Origin of the sequence: Paenibacillus bovis, assembly GCF_001421015.2 — a bacterium.
GTDB classification, from domain to species: domain Bacteria; phylum Bacillota; class Bacilli; order Paenibacillales; family Paenibacillaceae; genus Saccharibacillus; species Saccharibacillus bovis.
The window spans coordinates 449,021-470,049 of the sequence record NZ_CP013023.1; the positions used below are offsets into that span (position 1 = coordinate 449,021).

The 21,029-nt window shown below is 48.4% G+C and carries 16 protein-coding genes; 11 read left to right on the forward strand and 5 right to left on the reverse strand.

Going from position 1 to position 21,029, the window contains the following annotated elements; all coding sequences use genetic code 11:
- Positions 1–19: 19 nt before the first annotated feature.
- The 3 genes from AR543_RS01925 to AR543_RS01935 are packed head-to-tail and all read right to left on the reverse strand — an operon-like array spanning position 20 to position 1,625.
- Positions 20–397 carry a DUF4280 domain-containing protein gene (locus AR543_RS01925; protein ID WP_060531350.1) on the reverse strand — a complete coding sequence of 126 codons (378 nt, stop codon included), beginning with the start codon at positions 395–397 and terminating at the stop codon, positions 20–22.
- A gap of 23 nt (positions 398–420) precedes the next feature.
- On the reverse strand, positions 421–960 hold the full coding sequence (locus AR543_RS01930; RefSeq protein WP_060531352.1) for a hypothetical protein: 540 nt from the start codon (positions 958–960) through the stop codon (positions 421–423).
- 50 nt (positions 961–1,010) lie between these two features.
- Positions 1,011–1,625: a hypothetical protein gene (locus tag AR543_RS01935; RefSeq protein WP_060531354.1), complete on the reverse strand. Its 615-nt coding sequence runs from the start codon at positions 1,623–1,625 to the stop codon at positions 1,011–1,013.
- A gap of 170 nt (positions 1,626–1,795) precedes the next feature.
- Here AR543_RS01935 and AR543_RS01940 point away from each other — a divergent pair, with 170 nt between their 5' ends.
- The 4 genes from AR543_RS01940 to AR543_RS01955 all read left to right on the forward strand — a co-directional run bounded on the left by AR543_RS01940 (position 1,796) and on the right by AR543_RS01955 (position 8,253).
- Complete coding sequence (locus AR543_RS01940; protein ID WP_060531356.1) at positions 1,796–2,323, forward strand: RNA polymerase sigma factor; 528 nt, start codon at positions 1,796–1,798, stop codon at positions 2,321–2,323.
- The gene (locus tag AR543_RS01945; protein ID WP_060531358.1) at positions 2,310–4,007 is read left to right on the forward strand and encodes a DUF4179 domain-containing protein; all 1,698 of its coding nucleotides are present in this window, start codon (positions 2,310–2,312) and stop codon (positions 4,005–4,007) included. The genes AR543_RS01940 and AR543_RS01945 overlap by 14 nt, the downstream gene beginning before the upstream one ends.
- A 428-nt stretch (positions 4,008–4,435) precedes the next feature.
- Positions 4,436–7,156, forward strand: coding sequence for a DUF4084 domain-containing protein (locus tag AR543_RS01950; protein WP_227871815.1), 2,721 nt, complete (start codon positions 4,436–4,438; stop codon positions 7,154–7,156).
- 92 nt (positions 7,157–7,248) lie between these two features.
- Positions 7,249–8,253, forward strand: coding sequence for a catalase family peroxidase (locus tag AR543_RS01955; protein WP_060531362.1), 1,005 nt, complete (start codon positions 7,249–7,251; stop codon positions 8,251–8,253).
- 224 nt (positions 8,254–8,477) lie between these two features.
- Here AR543_RS01955 and AR543_RS01960 read toward each other — a convergent pair whose 3' ends face one another.
- Positions 8,478–9,263, reverse strand: a complete 786-nt coding sequence (locus tag AR543_RS01960) for a class I SAM-dependent methyltransferase (RefSeq protein ID WP_060531364.1) — start codon at positions 9,261–9,263, stop codon at positions 8,478–8,480.
- Between the two features lie 474 nt (positions 9,264–9,737).
- Here AR543_RS01960 and AR543_RS01965 point away from each other — a divergent pair, with 474 nt between their 5' ends.
- Complete coding sequence (locus tag AR543_RS01965) at positions 9,738–10,562, forward strand: YkgJ family cysteine cluster protein (RefSeq protein WP_060531367.1); 825 nt, start codon at positions 9,738–9,740, stop codon at positions 10,560–10,562.
- A gap of 126 nt (positions 10,563–10,688) precedes the next feature.
- Positions 10,689–11,531 (forward strand): NAD(+) diphosphatase, encoded by an 843-nt coding sequence (gene nudC, locus AR543_RS01970; protein ID WP_060531369.1) that lies wholly within the window; start codon positions 10,689–10,691, stop codon positions 11,529–11,531.
- A gap of 228 nt (positions 11,532–11,759) precedes the next feature.
- Here nudC and AR543_RS01975 read toward each other — a convergent pair whose 3' ends face one another.
- Complete coding sequence (locus AR543_RS01975; protein ID WP_060531371.1) at positions 11,760–12,794, reverse strand: hypothetical protein; 1,035 nt, start codon at positions 12,792–12,794, stop codon at positions 11,760–11,762.
- 376 nt (positions 12,795–13,170) lie between these two features.
- Here AR543_RS01975 and AR543_RS01980 point away from each other — a divergent pair, with 376 nt between their 5' ends.
- Genes AR543_RS01980 through pelG form a run of 5 tightly spaced genes read left to right on the forward strand, consistent with a single transcriptional unit; the run spans position 13,171 to position 20,933 of the window.
- Positions 13,171–15,351 carry an NAD-dependent epimerase/dehydratase family protein gene (locus AR543_RS01980; protein WP_060531373.1) on the forward strand — a complete coding sequence of 727 codons (2,181 nt, stop codon included), beginning with the start codon at positions 13,171–13,173 and terminating at the stop codon, positions 15,349–15,351.
- Positions 15,344–16,243, forward strand: coding sequence for a hypothetical protein (locus AR543_RS01985; protein WP_060531375.1), 900 nt, complete (start codon positions 15,344–15,346; stop codon positions 16,241–16,243). Before AR543_RS01980 ends, AR543_RS01985 begins: the two co-directional genes overlap by 8 nt.
- Before the next feature lie 3 nt (positions 16,244–16,246).
- Positions 16,247–18,100, forward strand: a complete 1,854-nt coding sequence (locus AR543_RS01990; protein WP_060531377.1) for a DUF2194 domain-containing protein — start codon at positions 16,247–16,249, stop codon at positions 18,098–18,100.
- Positions 18,097–19,536: a GT4 family glycosyltransferase PelF gene (gene pelF, locus AR543_RS01995; RefSeq protein ID WP_060531380.1), complete on the forward strand. Its 1,440-nt coding sequence runs from the start codon at positions 18,097–18,099 to the stop codon at positions 19,534–19,536. Before AR543_RS01990 ends, pelF begins: the two co-directional genes overlap by 4 nt.
- Positions 19,512–20,933 carry an exopolysaccharide Pel transporter PelG gene (gene pelG / locus AR543_RS02000; RefSeq protein ID WP_060531382.1) on the forward strand — a complete coding sequence of 474 codons (1,422 nt, stop codon included), beginning with the start codon at positions 19,512–19,514 and terminating at the stop codon, positions 20,931–20,933. The genes pelF and pelG overlap by 25 nt, the downstream gene beginning before the upstream one ends.
- Positions 20,934–21,029 lie beyond the last annotated feature (96 nt).

Below are 21,029 nucleotides of genomic sequence, written 5' to 3' on the forward strand. Positions count from 1 at the left end.
TCCTTTATAGTTGCTAATTCTACTCCTGGCCGTCTTCTATGAAAGTAATCTGACCGCACCACATACATGAATTTTTGGAACAACTAAGTAATGCCGGATGCCCATCTATGTGTACATTTTCTTTACCTTGCATCCACTTCATCGTTACTACTGGTCTGCATGGTTGTGAAATCCATTGCCCATGTCTGCCTCTATTAGCTGCGATAACATCCGGATTCAACCTGCTATTGCACAAACCAAAAGATGGAATATGAGTGTAGGGCTTATAATCTTGAATGTTCCCTTGGATTTTATGGTTAATATGAATTGCCCTTTCTTTCTCTGCTTTAAATTCTCCCTTTTGATTACCGCAGCTGCATTGGAGAAACGCTCCATCTACTACATAGCTGTCTTTCATTATCGATTAATCCCCTCTTGTTTTCATTCTAAAATTATTTCCTGTTCCATCTTGCATACCGTACTGACTTCGGTCAGGTAAAATCCCTTCAAATTAAATTTCAGCAAACATTCTGCTACATCCAAATCAACAATTAATTCATGAGTAGCCGAATCAGCCAGTCGAAATATTTTGTATTCTTCAACGACATCTTCGTCTAATATAATTTTCTGTAACGTTCCATTTTTGGCCCAAATACTTTGTTTGGATAAAGCTGATAATTGAGGAAATTCAGGTATCCAGTAAATCTTCTGTGTCATTTGCTGAATATCTGCCAAGATCGCAGTAATCCATTTAATTTCGTTCTCATAAACAGCCATTAGAGATTTCATCTGATCAGACACCATACAGATCGGCCTATCCATCCAATCCAGATAATCTTGTGAATTTTCTACATAGAATTGAAGCAATGACTGGTCTTTCTCTCTTGCTTGTTCCAACTGCTTTAACCCTTCAGTGCGGCTTATTGCTGGATATGCATAGCTGGGAATACGATGATCTTGTGATAATATGTAATACTCCATTCTGTACTCCTTACATAATTAGTGATGAGCATTTATACACTAAGCTGGATCTATAAGTATTCTATTTCCTTTGATCTAATCGGGTCAGTTTGATAAATCACTTTGCTAATTCCTTTATATTCGCCAATCCTGATCTCAAACGCAGCTTCCTTTTGGATTTGAGAAAAAGGTTCCATGTCTAACATTTGAATAACAGCTTCTTCTACGAGTTCAGCAATAACTTGATGAAATGCATCTGCTGCACGAAGAATAAACCACTCGACATCAGGTGGATGGATGAGATTCATATAACGTTTTCGAACTATTTCTAATTCGTCCCAAGCATTCTCCCAGTATTGGAATGCCCAGCTGGCATTATACAATGTACGATATGGTGTTGTATCAAAAAACCAGTTCTTGTCGTACGCTTCAAAAGAATAAGAATAATTACGTTTTAATAGATAGGTACGCCTGAAAGAATAAATTAAATATCCTATTTGAGGATGATTATATTCGCTCTGTTTTTGAGACAATTGATAGCACATCTCACAAAAAGAATCTGTAATGTCTAGTAATAGTTCTTTTTTGTGACTATCCGCATACATTTTTAGATTAGCTAAATTTTTACTAATTATTTCTTTTACATATGTATTCTCCAAATGATCCATTGCTTCTTTTCTTTTCATATTTCCACCTCTTTTTCCATTATAAATTATATTACTGATATGTCATTAGTTACTCCGCACTCTTTTTACTAGCATATTTATGCAAATTTATACTTTCTCTAATTAAAATGAACCTTATTCCTCTCCCGTTTGTTATACATATAAATTCATCAAATCAAGGAGGACATACAGTGACAGACAAGGAGCTGTTTGAGACCTATAACAGGGATGTGTACCGTACCTGTTATTACATGGTTCATCACGCTTCCGATGCGGAAGATCTCTGCCAGGACGTATTTATTACTATTTTCCGCAGTGACTGGCAGCAGATTCAGCAGCTGCGGGCTTGGATTATCAAAGTGGCGGTCAATCTATGTCTGAATCATCTTCGGCGTAGACGAAGCTTGCGGGACAAGCTGCTTTCCTATTCCCAGTTCTGGGCTCGTCCAGTACCGGATACACCTGACCTATTAACGGCTAATCGGGAGTCGGAAGCGGAATGGGCGATCCACTTTAGCCGATTACCAGTCAAAATCAGAACGGTGATCTCATTGCGCTATGTGCATGATCTGAGTCTGAACGAAATAGCTGGTATTCTGGAGATTCCGGTCGGCACCGTTAAATCTCGACAGCACAAGGGATTGCAACTGCTGCGACACATACTGGAGCAGCAAGGACAGCACAGCAATCTGAAAGGAGAGCACTATGAAACCTATTGAGGACGTAGTAAAGCAGCAGGTTACAAAAGAAGAACTGATCTATCCTGATTTTGATCATATGTGGACTCATATCGAGGCAGATCGGCATCCATATCCTGTGTCCCCATCTACCCAAGATGTATCTCTTCCTTTTTTGCCAAAGAAAAAAGCACGCTGGAAAAAAACTCTATTCATCACCTCCCTTAGCCTGCTTATTGCAGCTGTTCCTGTATATGCAGCTATACAGATCAATTGGAACCAGGTACTCCATGATCGCAGTGGCATACAATCTGCACTATCGCAGCAGCTGGGACAGCCTATTGAGCAATCGGTTACACATAACGGCGTAACCATGACGATTCATACTGCTGTCGTGGACGAGAATCGTACAGTTTTTTTGTACAGTCTTGATCCTGGTACCAGAACAGCACAGCATTTTGGATTTTTGCAGATGAAACTAACAGATGCCCAAGGAAAAGATATTCCGGGACTGACTATTCACCAGCAATGGGATAAGAATAGCCAGCGTTTTACAGGCTATTTGGAGACGGGATGGTCACCGCCTTCCAATACAGTATCTGTACATCTCTCTCTCAGCAATTTACAGTTCCTGCAATCTGGCAAACAAAAGCTTCATCTCAACTCCCAAACGGAGCAGCTTCAGCGCTTTGATATTCAGCAGGACGGTATGAATCAAATGGAGGTACAGATTATTCGGCAGAGCCAAGAGCAGACACTTGTTCGCTCCGCTCTTTCCTTTACAAATGAAGAAGCCAGAACATGGAGTTATCCTCAGCTTCGCCTTTATACAGCTAAAGGCAAAATCGTCCAGCCTTCTCGCAACGGAACTTATGGAGCACCTGATGAGCAAGGGCGTTATACTGCTCAGGATTATTATCTCCCTGCCGACCTGCAGCAAAAGGGATTATCTTATCAGCTGGAATACAACCGGGAAGTGCAACGTTTTGCAGGCAGCTGGGATTTTGATATACCACTGGATAAACGAAAGATGCAGAGCGACACGATCCAGCAACCGCTATCTGTTCCGCTGGAATCTGGTGATACAACTATCCGGCTGACGCATATGGTCATCTCGCCTACCCAGATTCGTCTCCAGCTTAACGAATCCAATCCGGATTCTGCACTGTCTTTTACCAAATATAATCTAATAATTGATGGTAAGGTTCTGGCAGGGTATGCAGAGATATTACCGGACACCCATAGAGATACTGCAAGATCATCTACTTTAATCTTTGAACGTCCACAGGGGATAGAGATAAGCAACAGGACAACATTGATCTTGAGAGCTCAACACGGGATTGTTTCTCATCATGGTGAGCATCTATCGGTTACTCTTCCGGATATTACAGCGCGGCACAAATCCCTGCACACTATGATTAATGGGCTGCCAATTAAGTGGACGTATTATCGACAGGATGGACATCTCTATGTTCAGACTGAGAGCAGCGATCCTCATTTTGGCGGAATCAGTCAGACTTCGATGATGCAGAATGGTGAACAGATCCTCGGACAGCCGCTGACCATTAATGCTGTAGGTGATGGTAACAACAAATCGGTCGAAGTATACAGACAATTTACCGCTTCCAGTGCAGTGGTCGATATTCTCTTTTATACGGCGGAAAAACCGGACCAAACCGTAGATGTAACTATTCCCCTGTCCGTCCCTAACTCCATGCAACCGTAACCGATTGATCTGAAATAACACGATAATTTATCCTGCTCACTTCCATATTTCTGCTCACTTCCTCCTTTCTCCACATCTCGCTATTTCCAATGCGTGATATGGAGAAAGGATCTTTTTACTTACATACATTTTCAAATCTTTTTTCCACTTTCATCCATTAATCTATTTTAAAAGTATAAATCACCTTCTATTCCCTATCTAATCCTCTAATATGTCCATATTTACTGTACTTTTTTTCCCAAAATTCTCATTTTTGTATTTCATTTATGATTCAAATCCTTTAATATTAATTACCTAAGCTATTTACCTTTAGACCTATATTTTAATTTTATAAAATAGGTACAAAAATCTATTTGTTGGGTAATATAGACTAAAATAAGCAAGTTAGAGGGATTATAATGCATACATTGTCGCGGTATAAACCTATTTTGATTTTAATATTTCTTTTTTGTTTTACTCTTTTCTACTACTTCTGGATTACGTATTGGAATACCAATGAATCGATTCAGACGTGGGGTGGTAATACTTTATCCACCGGGGGAGCTTTGCTCGCTGCTATATGGCTAACTTCTGCCTGGAAAAAGAGTGTGAATCATCAGCGATTTTTTTGGCTGCTAGCCGCATTGGGCTGTTGGAGCTATTTTGTCGCGGAAGTCATCTGGCTGTTTTATGAGAACATTCTGGGATTGGAGGTTCCTTTCCCTGGCCCCTCTGATATTTTCTATAGTCTGCAAGTTATCTTCTATATGTCCGCATTCATCTACAAACTCACCCGCGAGAAAAGAGGCTACCCGGTGATCCGGCTGCTGCTGGATATTTCCATTGTTATGACGGTCATTTCCACCTTTAGCTGGGAATTTCTGATTGGGCCGATTATATCGACTATGGGTTCTGACCCTTTATCTCCTTCCATTATGCTGTCTATTGGTTATGCACTGGGTGATCTGGCGCTGTTATTCGGTGCCATGAGTATCTATTTCGATATTCGGCACACCCTGTCCAACAAAGTTATTCTTACACTGTTTACAGGCTTGCTTTCCCAGGTCATTGGGGATTCCATCTTTTTGTACATGATTGTCGATGAGACGTATTCATCGGGCAGCTGGTCTGATCCGCTCTTTATTCTTGGACTGCTGCTGGTCGGATTCGCGGGCTATCTGCACAGCAATGAGATTGCCCGGCCCCAGCTGTCCTCCGAAAAATGCAGTGAGCGGCAGTTGTCCACGCCGGATATTTTCCGCCTGATGCTTCCTTATATGGGCTTGGCCGGATTATTCGCTTTTATGGTGTTTTTCCCACAGCAGAATTCAGCCATAACGATTGGTGCAAGTATAGCTATTATGCTCGTGATTACACGGCAATTGATGATTATTCTGGAGAATCAGCGGCTCGTGCGCAGCCTGTATGAGAAAACAAGACAGTTGGAGATGAGCGAGCAGCGGTACCGGTCAATTTTTGAATACCATCCGGATGCGGTCTTCTCTTTCCGCCTGGACGGCACAATCGACAGCGTAAATGTCGTCGGTGCCCAATTACTCGGCGCAGACATCGAGGAGCTAATTGGCACGAATTGCTGTGATCTGGTCACCGATAATTATGTGGACGCGGTGGAGCAGCATCTGGATTTGGTAGCACAGGGTATTCCACAGCAGTATGATCTGTCGATCCGCAATCTCAAGGGCGAGTATTACCATATCCGCATGACCAATATTCCTATTGTGGTTATGGATGAGCTCGTCGGTATCTATGGTCTCGCCAAGGATATTACCGAGAACAAAATGAATGAGGAAAAGATCAAATTTCTTGCTTATCATGATCCGCTGACCGGTTTGTCCAACCGGCTATCTTTTGAAGAGTCATTAAGCCAGTCCGTTATGGAAGCCGAGCAGGATAACAGCATGTTTGCCGTGATGTTTATCGATCTGGATCGGTTCAAAAATATCAACGATACGCTCGGTCATGATATCGGCGATCAGCTGCTGCGCTCGGTTGCCCAGCGCCTGCAGCACTGTGTCAGACAGCAGGACGTGATCGCGCGGCAGGGTGGCGACGAATTCACTCTGATTATCCGCAGGATTACGAGCAGTGAAGAAGCATCCCGTGTAGCGAGTCGCATTCTGGACAGCCTGAGTCAGCCGCATTATATCAAGGGGCATGAGATTATCGCGACACCAAGTATCGGTATCGCCCTTTATCCGAATGATGATCTGACCCCGGTCACTCTGATGAAAAAGGCAGATATCGCCATGTATCAGGTCAAAGCCAATGGCAAAAGTCATTACCGGTTCTACCGGGATACGGATCGCATCTATTCTAAACAGCTGCTAATGGAAAAAGAGCTCAGTCAGGCGCTGTATCATAACGAGCTGTTCCTGCATTACCAGCCGCAGATCGATGCGCGGCAGGGTAAAGTGATCGGGGTCGAGGCGCTTGTGCGCTGGGAGCATCCCGAGATTGGACGCATTATGCCAGGTGACTTTATCCCGATTGCGGAGAAAACCGGACTGATCGTACCGATCGGTGAATGGGTAATGCGCCAGGCCTGCAAACAAGCCAAAAAGTGGCAAGACGAAGGACGCTATATTACCATCGGCGTCAATCTGTCGCCGGAACAGTTCCGTCAGGATAATATCGTGGAACGCATCGCTCTGATTCTCGCCGAGACACAGGCCGATCCGCGCTATCTAGAGCTGGAGCTGACCGAATCGACCGCGATGACGAATATCCAGGATGTTGTTCAGAAGCTGAACGAACTGCGCCAGTTGGGATTATCATTGTCTATCGACGATTTTGGTACTGGCTATTCTTCACTCTCCTATCTGGAGAATCTACCGATTAACAAATTAAAAATCGCCCGTGAATTCACCAGCAAAATCGGCAGCAGTCAGGCCAATCAGATGATTATCAGCACGATCGTCAATCTGGCACGCAATCTGAATATGGATGTCATCGCCGAAGGCGTCGAGAGTGAGCATCAAGTCAATATGCTCAAAGGAATCCATTGCAATGAAATGCAGGGTTATCTGTTCAGCAAACCGATTTCTTCTGAGGATCTGGAGCAGCTGCTGCTCTCCTATCCATCACCATCTGCCCATTCCCGTCGCTCGAATCGCATCTCTTCTCCACGTTCACCCAAAGGAGACCGTTAGATTCGAAAAGGCTACGAATCCCGAGCGTTGGTCATCGTCCCACAGGGTAAATGGTATAGAATCCCAATCTCTGAATAGATGAGGTGATCCTGATGCATAATTCCCATTCTTCTTCCGATTCCGCTTCGGAACTATCCCGCTCCGACAGGTTGGAATCGAGAGATCTGGACGTGCAGGCTGTCGATGAAATCGAGAAATTAACCGGGCGGCATCCCGGCTACCGACGTGCTCATGCCAAAGGAACCTGTTACCAGGCCACTTTCCAGCCTAGCGGTGACGCGGCTCCCTGGACGACAGCGCCGCATCTGCAAGGGCCGCAGGTCGAAGCACTGGTACGCTTTTCCGAGAGTTCCACCGATCCGGCACTTGCCGATCTGCTGTCTCCTGCCAAAGGCATGGCTGTGCAATTTCGCCTGCCGGAAGGTCAGGTCAGCAATCTGGTTGCGGTGACCGTGCCTGTATTTTTTGCCCGTACTCCGGAGTCCTTTATGGATATGCTCAAAGCAGTGAACAAAGCCCGCGCCGGCAATCTGGGGATCAAGGAAATCGTCCACCAGATCACCGGACATTTTGGCGAAGCCAAGGAAAGCCTGCTATCTGTTCAGCGGCTGCGTCCACCAGCCAGCTATGTAACCAATCTGTATTATTGTATCCATGCCTACCTGCTCGTGAACGAAGCAGGACAGCGACAGCCCGTCAAGTTTGAATGGCTGCCCGAGGCTGGTGTACATATGCTGTCTATCAAGGATACAACCTCCCAACCGCCGGATTATCTGGAACGCGAGCTGGATGAGCGTCTGCAGCAGCAGACCGCTGCTTTTCGGCTGAATATTATTCTCGGTGAAGAAGGCGATCCGACCGATGATCCGACAACAGCCTGGCCCGAAGATCGTCAGCGTATTGATGCTGGGCGACTGGTGCTGACGGCTCCTGTCCCTGAACCGGAAGGTCTGGTGATGGACCCTACCGTGCTGCCTCCACAGGGCATGGAGCTATCCGATGACCCGATCCTGAACTTCCGCCGGAGTGCCTATGCAGAGTCCTGGAAGCGCCGGAGCAGCGAGCCTATGGACAAGATGGATACGGAACCTGAATAAAACAGACAACTACTGTACAATAAAGCAAAAATAAGACTGCGACCGGATTCGGTTTCCGGGCCGGCAATGCCAAATACCCTTTCCTCCTGCACGCATAAGAGGAAAGGGTATTTGTATAAGAATCAATAGCCTGCCCCAGAGTAAAAGCTCCAGAGCTTGATGCGGCATGACAGATATCTTCCATTGCGGAGCATTTGCGCCGACCTTGTTCGGTGCCGCGCCTCTTAACGTTCGGCGACAATAGTAAATGTTTTGGGAATGCCTTTATCAAATACATCGGACGATAGATTTGGCAGTTCTTCCAGTACTTTGATCACCAGCCCGGTTGCAGCAACCGAGGTGACGATCTCACCGAGTGTCCAGTTGCGCAAGTATACTTTTTGCTGCTGTTCATCGGCAGGCGCAGACTCGGAGAATTTGGAATAGGATACCTCTTTCTCGACCAGTGAAGTATCAAAATAATCCCCATCGACCTTGTGCTTGCGGATCTTGGCCGTAGTGCCGCGTGACGAGATCAGCTTGGTGGAGATGGGATGGAAATCCTGCAGGATCAGTCTTCCGCCGGGCTGTAGCAGTCTGCGTACCACTTCAAACAGCGGCTGCAGATCAGTAAAATAGTGCAAAATCCCGAATTCCATAAATACGATATCATAAGATCCATCCAGCTCTTCCTCCGGCATCTGCAGCACATCGGCTATGATATATCGCAGCTCTACACCGGCAGCCTGCGCCAGTTCTATCGCATACTGGCGATTCTCTTCGGAAAAGTCGGCTACAGTGAGCGAAGCACCAAGCAGTGCCAGAGCGACCGCTTTGTTGCCGTTGGAGCCCATTAGATTAATAATTTTGCGTCCCTGTACATCGCCCATATGATCCAGAGCTATTCCCAGACGCTTGCGGGGATCGGACTTTATCTTCTCGGCAGCTTCCGCCGGCGTACCGAACCGGTTCAGCCAGGACTGATAAGCGCCGCTGTTCCAGGCATTTTTGTTTTGTTCTGAAGATTGCATGATTGTGCCTCCATGCGTGATTACACGCCGTATTCATCAAAATTGATCTTTCTATTCTACCATCAACTTCCGTAGAAGAGACAGATTTTGGGCCGTATTCTGTATTTCCTGTTCTTTTATAAGGATAGCGCTGATTTACAAGCCCTTTTAAAATGCCGATCCCGGAAGCTCGATCTTCTTTGCAAGCTTTATCTGGTTAGGGTAAAGTTAGACTCATACCGGACACGTAATAAACTGGCAACTTGGTAGCCTGGTAGCCTGGTAGCCTGGTAGCCTGGTAGCCTAAATAGTGTACGATAGGATGTACTGCCTGTCAGCCCATACGCCGCTTTCGATATCGATTGTATTGGCATGGTGATACGGATATGACGCTTTTTTGCTTTTTTATAGAGTTTCTTTTCCGATCTGTACTCGGACGTACAGATCTTGCCCCTATTTCGAAATAACGTATTCCAACACAGAGGACGTGAGTATATGCCGGATGAACCTACCCGTCCATTATCGGGCAGCAGCCCCTGCTTTTGCGGCAGTGGCCGCAAGCTGCAGCATTGCCATAAGACCGCCGCACCCGACAGCCGGGCTGCCCATGTATATCAGCTGTATCAGGACGTAGACCGGGCGATCGAGGAGTACCGCACCGATCATCAGGCGCATCCTCCCTGCGCTGCCGGATGCAGCAGCTGCTGCTCGGATTATTTCCCTGTCTCCCAGGTGGAATTTGAACTGCTGCTCACCTATATGGAGCGTCACTGGAGCAAGGCAGAGATTCAGTTTGTTTTTGAGCAATCCCTGATCAATGTGGAGATTTTCCAGCAGGAGAATCCACAGATGTATGCTTCGCTGACGAGTCGCACGAGCCAGGAGCAGGAACTCGAGCAGATCCGGCGGTATGCCGGGCGTAACAGCTTTGCCTGTCCGCTGCTGGACCCGGAACGGGGAATCTGCCGCGTCTATCCGCTGCGTCCGTTCATCTGCCGCACACATGGCAGCTCGCATACCTTTTACGGTTCGTGGCGGGAACGGCTACTGCCGGAGAAAGTATGCGAGCATATCCCCAACAGCCGCGCCCACCGCAAAGTCACCCCCAATATCGTGGATTACTGGCCGCAGTATGAGCAGCTCGCCGATGTGCGGGTAGGTGCAAAACAGACCCGGATGCGCCAGTATCCGATCTTCTACTGGTTTGTCCTGTATGCAAGGCATGGCGGCGGCATGACGGCCCAGATTGGCAACCGTGACCATTTTGATCTGCCGCTGGATGAACATAACGCCAGAATGGCGCGGCATGAGGCGCGGTAGGCGGATACGGTCATCATTATATCTGTTTTATTTTACTGTACGCTGCATTTCCATCCGGATTATTGGTGGGATAGATAAGGATAGGGACTAACGACCAAGACTACCACTGCGAAAGGTTCTGAGACGATGAGAAAACCCAAAGAGAGCATATATAAACGATACCAGCCTGCCATGGCACCTGCCGAGCAGGAAGAAGGCATTGGTTACTGGTTTATTTTCCGTGGCAGCGAGCTGCTCGTGCACGAAAATGGAGAGCAGCCGGCACTACCTGTAACCAGCGGACCGGAGCCATACGGATTGCAGCCAGTGCGCTCCCTGTATCTGGGCAGTATTGAGCAGGCTTCCTGTTATACCGCCGAGCTGGATACGGATGCCGAAGCTCCGTCAGGCATGACCTTCCTGCCGCTATTCGCACTGTACGACCAGATCGATGAGGATCTGTTCCATCTTGCTGGACGCGGTCTGCAGATGCTCGCCTGGGACGCGACCCATCAATTCTGCGGACGCTGTGGCACGCCGCTGGATCATGCCGGACATGAACGCAGCAAAGTATGTCCGAACTGCGGGTTGTCCCACTATCCGCGCTTGGCGCCAGCTGTAATCACGCTGATTCTCAAGGACGATCAGCTGCTGCTGGCAAGAGCAGGACATTTCAAAAACAATATGTACGGACTCATTGCCGGCTTTGTTGAACCGGGCGAGACGCTGGAAGATTGTGTGCAGCGGGAGACTATGGAAGAGATCGGCATCAAGATCGGCAATATCCGCTATTTTGACAGCCAGCCCTGGCCGTTCCCCCATTCCCTGATGGTCGGATTTATCGCTGATTATGAGAGCGGCGAGATCCAGGTGGATGGCGAAGAGATCGTGCACGCAGACTGGTTCGGATTGGACAACCTGCCGAATATTCCGCCGCGTATCAGTATTGCCCGCAAGATGATTGACTGGTATATCGAACAGCACAGCTAATCCACCTGCGTTAACAGCCGGAATCAAGGAGCAAAACGATTCCTCTACTCCACCGATTCATTTTAGTTGAAGCGGTCCATTATCGAACTGCAGCCATCAAGCTGCAATAACCTTACCGAACGGAATAGCCGGACAATAAAAAAGCATTCTTCCTTATGTAATCTGTAAAGGAAGAATGCTTTTTGCTTTTATTTTTCACTTTTTACCTTTTGCGTTTGTTACATGATCTTACGGATACAATGCACTGTCCGGGAAAGCATACTTGTTGAGTCCCTTGACCGACAGCAGACGGAAGCCTTCCCGTGTAAAATCCTGTCCGCTGCGGAAGCTCTCATACTCCGGCTTCTGTGTATAAAAGTCCATGTAATTACTCATATATGGGAAAGTGCGCACCACATCCGAATTGGGCTCGGACGAACTGTAGTGCACCGGTGATATCCCGTAGCCGTCCAGCGAGAATACGCCAGCTGCCGCTTCGTTCATTTTGAAAAATTGGTTCAGCACGCCATCGGTGCTGGCCTGGTAATCGATCGTACTCACACTGAGCATGCGCACTCCCAGCACTCTGCGGTACATCATGCTTTTTTCCATTTTATCTTCAAAATAATCACGATAGGCGCTGGAGATGCCGCTGCCGTTCAGATTGGCAGGCAGCAGGAAGCTTTCCATCAGATACAGGTCATTCGCGTTCATTTTGGTTTTTAGCCCGTCCGGGTTAAAGTCCGCCTGTTTGGCACTGCTCATGACATCTTCGGGATGCCATGCATTAACAAAAGCTGCCATGCTCTGGTCATGCACCGCTGTTAATGCTTCGTTCAGCCGTGCGCGGGATACGCCGTAATCATAACCGGCATCATCCAGGAAAATACCGTAGACACCGGCAGCTTTCCACAGATTGATCCGCTGCTTGATCGTATCCATGCTGAGGTTGTCCGTCGAATCCGTTACACCCAGATCGACGTAGCCAAAGATCTGGATTTTCGGGTTGATTTGCTTGATCCGGGTGATGATCTGTAGTGTGCTATCATGCTGTGCATGCTCTGGCAGTTCCAGCTTGTCACCCAGCACCAGATAATCGTATTTGGCAAAAATCTGTGCTGCTTCTTCATTTGTGGAGACGTTATTCACCGACTCCGGAATTCCATAATAGATTAACAATTTGTAGCCCGGGTTACTGTTTGCCAGCGCAGAAGCACTGTTGGTAACAGACATCATCGCCACCAGGGCGAACAAACACAGTGCTATTCGGCCATATCGTTTCATTGTTGTTGTCTCCTCTCCTATCGTACCGGTATCTGCTGTCTACCTATACCTGCATTATTGCTTTGTACCGATGGATTGGCCGGATACAGCCGCACCAGAGATTAGTTCCAAAATAACATGATTTTTGAAAAAGTAAACGAATTTCTTTTCTTTTTTACAAGCCTGTATTCTATCATCAAACAAGCAATTATCACTGGTCTTGCAGCAAATTATATCACTAAATTAGCAATTTAAATATTGGCATACTAAATTCGCAAGTAATATTACTGAAATGTAATAAAATAGTTGTCAAATTTACTTAGCTACCATTAAAATAATGACATCCAGTTATACGTTACATGGACGGATTGGACAAATTATTTTAGGAGGAACATACGTGAATGTGCTAGTCACAGGAGGCTACGGTTTTATAGGTTCGTTCGTAGCCGAACGGTTTCACAAAGAAGGTCATCAGGTCTTTATTATCGACAATTTGACCTCTGGACGTAAGGAAAACGTGAACGTCCCCCACAAGTTTTACGAATTAAGTGTAGAAGATGAACGGTGTGAGGAAATTTTCCAGAGTATCAAGCCGGATATCGTGATTCATCTGGCCGCCCAGGTCGATGTATCGGTATCGATGCGCGAGCCTCGTCAAGATGCGCAGACCAATATCCTCGGTCTCGTCAACATGCTGGAATGTGCCCACAAGTACGGCGTCTCCAAATTCCTGTTCGCTTCTTCTGCAGCGGTGTACGGCCCCAATGAACAGGTCCCCCTCAATGAACGGATGAAAACCGAACCGGTATCTCCCTATGGAATTAACAAGCTGCTTGGCGAAGTCTATTGCGGCAAATGGAACGACATCTACAAACTGCCTACTCTCGCGTTTCGCTTTGCCAATGTATACGGTCCCCGTCAAGGTACAATCGGTGAAGGCGGCGTGGTCTCTATCTATATGCAGCGCATGATGGAAGGACGCGGACTGGATATTTTCGGTGATGGCGAGCAGACACGTGACTTCATTTATGTGGAAGACGTTGTCGATGGGATCTACCGCGGTGCGATCAGCGATGCGACAGGCGTCTACAATCTGTCGACCAATACGGAGACCAGTTTGAATGAACTGATCGGCATTCTGGAACAACTGGAACCGATACAGGACGTCAATTACAAGGAAGAACGTGCAGGTGATATCTACCGCTCCTCGCTCGATAACACATTGGTCAAAAAGGATCTCGACTGGCTCCCTCTGTATTCTGTACAGGAAGGCATGGAGAAAACATTTGCCTGGTTCCGCGAGAATCATAGCAGCAAGCCAAATAGTGGTGCCGCTGCTGCGGACAAATCCGGTTATACCGGCTGGTTCCCTGTTATTCGTCCTTATGCCGAGAATCTGTTGGCTTTTGTCGTGCTGTTCCTTATCTCGCAGTACGGTAGCAAATGGTCCATCTCTGCGGATATTGATTTCAAGCTGGTGTATATTATTCTGCTCGGTATCGTCTACGGTGCCCGCCAGTCGATTCTGTCATCGGTACTCGCATCAGGATTGTTCTTCTATGAAGCACTCTCCAATGGACGGGACTGGCAGACCCTGCTGTATGATCCGGAAGCATTGTTTATCTTCGCGATCTATCTGTTTTTCGGTATGGTGGTCGGCTTTGTCTCCGACAAGCACAAGCGCGAATCGGTCTCGATTCATAACGAGCTCGCCGCCGAAAAAGAACGCTATCTGTTCCTCAGCCACATTTACAAAGATACACGCAAGATCAAGGAAGAACTGCAGCGGCAGCTGATCGGCAGTAAAGACAGCATCGGCCGCATCTATACCATTACCCGCAAGCTGGAAAGCTTCGAATCCGAAGAAGTCATCACTGCCTCGATTGATGTGCTGGAGAACCTCCTGGATACCCGCCATATCTCGATTTACTCTGTGAATGAAACCAACCATATGCGTCTGCTGGTTCAATCCAAAAACAGCGGCTTTATGCTGCCCAAAACGATTCGTCTGGACGAACATCCTTATTTCCGTGAAGCGATCGAGAGCAAGACCATGTTCGTGAACAAAACAATGACTCCGGAAGTGCCGATGTATATTACCCCCGTAATCCACAATCAACAGGTTATTGCGCTCGTTTCTTTGCATGAGCCTTCCTTTGAGAGTCTGAATATGAATTACGAAAATATGCTCAAAGTCAGCGTGGATATGATCTCTTCTTCCCTGGCACGTGCATTCCAGTACGAAGGAGCCACCCGCCAGCACCGGTATATCGACGATCTGCCTGTACTGAATGAGTCGGCGTTCCGCCAGATCCTGCGCGCTCGTGAAGAAGCGTATCGGATGCATGGCAGTGATTATACGCTGCTGAATCTGGATGAAAAAGGACGCAGTCTGCCGGATCTCGCTCATCTCGTCGACAGCGTCAAGCGTGATTCCGATCATCTCGGCATGATCAATGGACATCCTGTACTGCTGCTGTCCAATGCCAATCATGAAGAAGCACTGCTCGTGATCAACCGTCTGCATCTTCACAGCGTCAGTGCCCATGTACTGCAGGAGGAGATCGCCTATGCTTAGTCTCCTGCTGCTGTATTACGTACTAGCAGCGGTATACAGCGTACTGCGCTGGAAATACCGCGACCGCTGCGGAGAAGATACAGCCGGAGCGATTACGCTGGTCGTTCTGCTGCCTTTATTTGGCCTGTTTATCTCGCTGCTGCGGGATGGGCTGCGCTCCGGCTATCTGCGTCTGTCCCGCTCCACCGGACATCTGACCGATGAAGTGGCGGACGATCAGCCAGTACGTGTATTCCGTACACTCGACGTGCGCAAAGAAAGCAATCTGGTTCCTCTGGAAGAAGCGCTGCTCGTCAATGACCATACCAGCCGCCGCCGGCTGATGCTGGACTTCCTCAAAGATGATCCCGGTGCGATGATGCCGCTGCTCGAACAGGCGGTCAGCAACGAAGATACCGAGACTTCCCATTACGCGGTAACGGCTGTCGTGGAGATCAAGCGCAAACTGACCCTTTCGATCCAGCATTATTCGGTTCGTTATGAACAGGGGGATCGCTCGGTCGCCATGCTGGGTGAATATGCGGAAGCGATCCGCCAGTATATGCACAGCGGATTTATGGACCGTCCTACCCGCCGCACCTATCTGTCCACCTACGCCCGTCTGCTCGGTGAACTGATCGAGGCAGGCGGCGGAGATGAACAGGTATTCAATGCCAAGATCCATAGCGAGATGGAGCTGGAACGCCCCGATCTCGCCCTTCAGTATGAACAGAAATTCCGTGAAGCACATACCGACAGCGAACAGCCGTATCTGACCGCGCTGCAGCTGTATTATGACCTGCAGATGAAAGAAGCTTTTTTCCAGACCCTGCAGGCACTCAAGCAATCCAATATCAAAGTATCCAATACGGGCCTGAATGTTATTCGATACTGGTCGGAAAAAGGTGCGTAACCCATGAAATTCTCATTTAAATTAACCACGCAGGTCTACGCCATGCTGGCTTTTATGCTGGTCATGGCGCTGATCATCCAGGCTTCGCGTTCCGATGCCATTCTCCATATGAAAGGCAATCAGAACCATATCCAGGACATTTCCGGGATCAAGCAGACCAATGCACTCACGCCGGAGCAGACGACGGCGCTGCAGGGAGAACGACAGCTGCTGCTTTTGTTCAATCCCAAAGACAGTGCCAGTGTCAAAATCAAAAACAATGCCGAGCATATGCTGAACTATATGAAAATCCGCTTCGATGCGATCGATGTCAGCGCCATGCCGACCGATATAACAGCCTACGACGGCGTCATCCTGACGCTGTCCAGTCTGTCCCAGCTGCCAAGTACCGGCTGGATCGACAGTTATGTACAAAATGGCGGCAGCCTGCTGTTCACTTCCATGCCCCAGATCGATCAGGCGTTGTATCAGAATTACCGCAAAATGGGCATTATCGAGCTGGGTGGCTATCTGACGTCTACCGGGCTGGAAATGAAAAGCAATGTGCTGCTCCATAACAAGGATGCCAAATATTCGCCGGAACTGATCCAGAACGGCTCGATCCGTGTACGTCTGGGCAGTGACAGCATCGTTCATGCTACCAGTGACGAGAACGTTCCACTGCTATGGGAGACGCCTTATGGCAAAGGCAAATTCGTTGTGTTCAACGGATCGATGTTCCAGGAAAAGACCAGCCGCGGCGTACTGTCCGGGGCGATCAGCCTGATGCTGCCGGATACCATCTATCCGGTGCTCAATGTGGAATTGATGTATATTGACGACTTCCCGGCACCGATTCCGGCAGGCACCAATGACAAGGTCTATCAGGAATACCACCGTAACACTTCCCGTTTTTATAAAGATATCTGGTGGCCGGATATGCTAAAAATCGCTGCCGAGCATAATCTGAAATATACCGGCGTCGTCATCCAGACATACAACAACCAGGTCAAACCGCCATTCGGCGCGCCTACCGATGCAGACGGTCTTAACCTGACGCTGTTCGGACGCGAGCTGATCAAGCAGGGCGGAGAAATTGGTGTGCATGGATACAATCACCAGTCGCTGACCACGAATGAACGGATTGCAGGCAGCTTTGGCTATAACGCCTGGCCGGACCGCAAGAGCATGTCCGAATCAATCACCAGCGTACTGAACTTTATCCATCAGTCTTTTGTAAATTACAAAGTGATGACCTACGTGCCGCCATCCAATGCACTCGACGCCGATGGACGGGCAGCGCTGAAGAGCAGCTGGCCGGATCTGAAAAGCATCTCCTCCGTCTACAGTGAAGATCCGGAGAACCGCTCTTATGTGCAGGAATTCGAGATTGCCGATGACGGTATTGCCGAGCTGCCGCGTATTTCGTCCGGCTTTATGAAGGATGAATTCAATGACTGGGCAACGGCCAATGCCGTGACTTCACTCGGTGTATTCTCCCACTTTGTCCATCCGGATGATATTCTCGATCCGGACCGCAGTCACTCCTACAACTGGGAGCAGATGCGCGACATGTTCGAGAAATATATCAGCCAATCGGTGCAGCAATATAGCTGGCTGCGTCCGATGACCGCTTCCCAGGCAGCGGTTGAGCTGCAAAAGTACCAGATCAGCGAACCGCACTTTGTGCACAAGGATAACGAAATTGACGGGTATATCAATCATTTCCCGGAAGGTTCCCTCTTCTATGTACTACGTACCGACCGGCCAATCACGACCCAGGAGAACTGCAAAGTGACCCGAATTGACAGCGGGTCGTATCTGGTGGAAGTGACTCAGGATCAATTCAGGATCGGTTTGGGGGACAAGAAACAATGAGAATCTGTATTGTAGCGGAAGGGTCGTACCCTTATGTGACCGGCGGGGTGTCCAGCTGGATTCATTCCCTGGCCCGCAATATGCCGGAGCATGAGTTTGTGATCTATGCGATCGCCGCGGAACGCAAGCAAAAAGGGCAGTTCAAATATACACTGCCCGACAATATTGTCGAAGTACAGGAGATTTTCCTGGATGAATATATGCAGCTGGAAGGCGAATGGGGACATCACCTCCGTCTCACGCCGGAGCAGCGCCAATCGATCAAAACACTGATTTCCGGTGAAGGCGATCTGGACTGGAGCCGGATTTTCAGCGTGCTCTGTGATCCCAAGCTGAGCAATGCCGCCAATTTTCTTATGAGCCGTGATTTCTTTGATATTATGAGCCAGCTATGTGAAGAGAAGTACGAGCAGCTTCCTTTTACAGAAATGTTCTGGACAGTACGCTCGATGGTACTGCCGCTGCTGCTGACGGTGCAAAAGCCGCTGCCGCAGGCGGATCTGTATCATGCTGTATCTACCGGTTATGCCGGCGTACTCGCCAGCCTCGCCAAGTATCTGTATGGCAAACCGGTGATGCTGACCGAACACGGTATCTATTCGCGTGAACGGGAAGAAGAGATTATCAAGGCCGACTGGGTCGATGGATATTTCAAAGATATCTGGATTCGTTACTTCTATACCCTGTCCACCTGCGCGTACCAGTATGCGGATGAAGTCATTACCCTGTTCAACCGCAATCGGGAAATCCAGATCGAACTGGGCTGTGAAGCGGACAAAATCCGTATTATCCCGAACGGGGTGACAGCAGAGGATTACGAGAATCTGCAGGCCAAGGCTCCGGGTGAACCCATCTATATCGGCGGTGTAGTCCGTGTCGTGCCGATCAAGGATATCAAAACGATGATTCAGAGCTTCAATGTGATCAAGCGGCAGGTGCCGGAAGCCAAGTTCTTCATTATGGGACCGTATGAGGAAGATCCGGAATACTACGAAGAATGCCGCCTGATGGTCGAGCTGCTGCAGGTCGAGGATGTCATCTTCACCGGCAGTATCAACGTCAGGGAATATATCGGACAAATGGATATCCTGCTGCTGACCAGTATCAGTGAAGGCCAGCCGCTGGCTGTGCTGGAAGGTCTGGCTGCCGGCAAGCCGATGGTTACCACCGATGTCGGCAGCTGCAAAGAACTGATCTATGGCAATAACGACGAGTTCGGGCCAGCAGGCAGCGTGGTACCGGTTATGAGCTATGAACGGATCGGGGAAGAAGTCATCCAGCTGTGCCGAAGCGAAGAACTGCGCCAGCGGATGGGCGAGAACGGCCGGAATCGTGTGCGTTCGCTGTACACCAATCACAACTTTATTACCGGTTATCAGAATTTGTATCAAACATGTGGAGGGCTTAACGGATGGCCGGTATCGGTTTCGAACTAAAAAAATTATTTGATAAAAGCGGACTGGTCAACAAGGCCAAAGCCTATACGTATTCATCTCTGATCACGATCGGTCCGATGCTGCTCTGTATCGTGATGGTTGGCGTATTCAACCGGATGCTGCGCGGAGCAGGCACGGATTATCTGAATGTCGAGCTGTTTCAGAGCTGCGTTATTTATGCGTTTATTTTCTCTTATATTGTCAGCAGTCTGATGACGATGTATCTGACACGGGTCAGTTCGGACTTTCTGAATGAGGGCTATCACAATGCCCTGCTGCCGTCACTGTATGGCAGTATCCAGATCAGTCTGGTATTCGGCGGCATCCCGGCTCTCGTGTTCCTGGTGTTCGCGGAGCTGCCGCTGTCGATCAAAGTAGGATTGTTCCTGCTGTATATGCTGCTGGTGATGATCTGGAATCAGGTAGTCTATGTATCCGCGATGAAGAATTACAAGCGTATCGTACTGGCCTTTTCCAGCGGTGCGGCGGTCTCGATTATCGTGCTGGCAATCATTCTCTATCTGACGCCACTGCGTACTGCTTCATCGGCGCTATTCGCTTTTGACGGTGGATTCCTGATTACCTGCGTCATGCTGATGATTCAGATTGAGCGTTATTTCAAGCCCGGCAAAACGGTATCGAACTTTTCTTTTCTCGCTTTTCTGCGCCGTTATCCGTCGCTGATCGCGATTGGACTGCTGAACTCGGTCGGACTGTTCGCCCATCAGTTTGTACAATGGGCAGGACCAGCGGGTGTGCAGGTGAGCGGCGCCTTTCTGATGGCACCGCAGTACGATGTAGCGGTGTTCTGTGCATTTTTGTCGGCGGTACCGACACTAATCGTATTCGTTGTCTCACTGGAGACGAGCTTCTATCCCAAGTTCCGCAATTATTATGACTTTATCCTCTCCAAAGGCTCGATTCTGGATATTAACCGTGCCCGCAACGAGATGTATCAGGTGCTGGGACAGCAGTTTACGCTGATTATGGGTATCCAGATGATCTTCTCAATTATCTCGATTGCAATCGGTATCCGCTTCCTGCCGTTGATCGGATTTACATCGACCCAGGTGGATCTATTCAATATTCTCGTGATCGGATATTTTGCCTACATTATCTATAATGTGCTGGCACTGGTACTGCTTTATTTTGATGATCGCAAAGGGGTATTGTGGCTGGCGATTGCTTTTCTGGCCATGAACACACTTTTTACGGTAATCTCCCTCTGGGCGAATGATCAGGGCTTCTCGTTCTTCGCCGCTTCTTTTGTTACGCTGATCGCTGCACTGGCGCGGATTGTGTATGTATTGAACCATATCAACTACTACACGTTCAGTGCGCAGCCGCTTGTAGCGCGCAAAACGGAGAACCGCTTTGGCCCGCTGCTGAAGCGCTGATTGCTCCTGCATGACCCTTTACTATTTTACCGGCAAGTCCAAGATACACGATTATGCCGAATCGTCCGGAACGCTCTTGTTCATGACGGTCCGGTA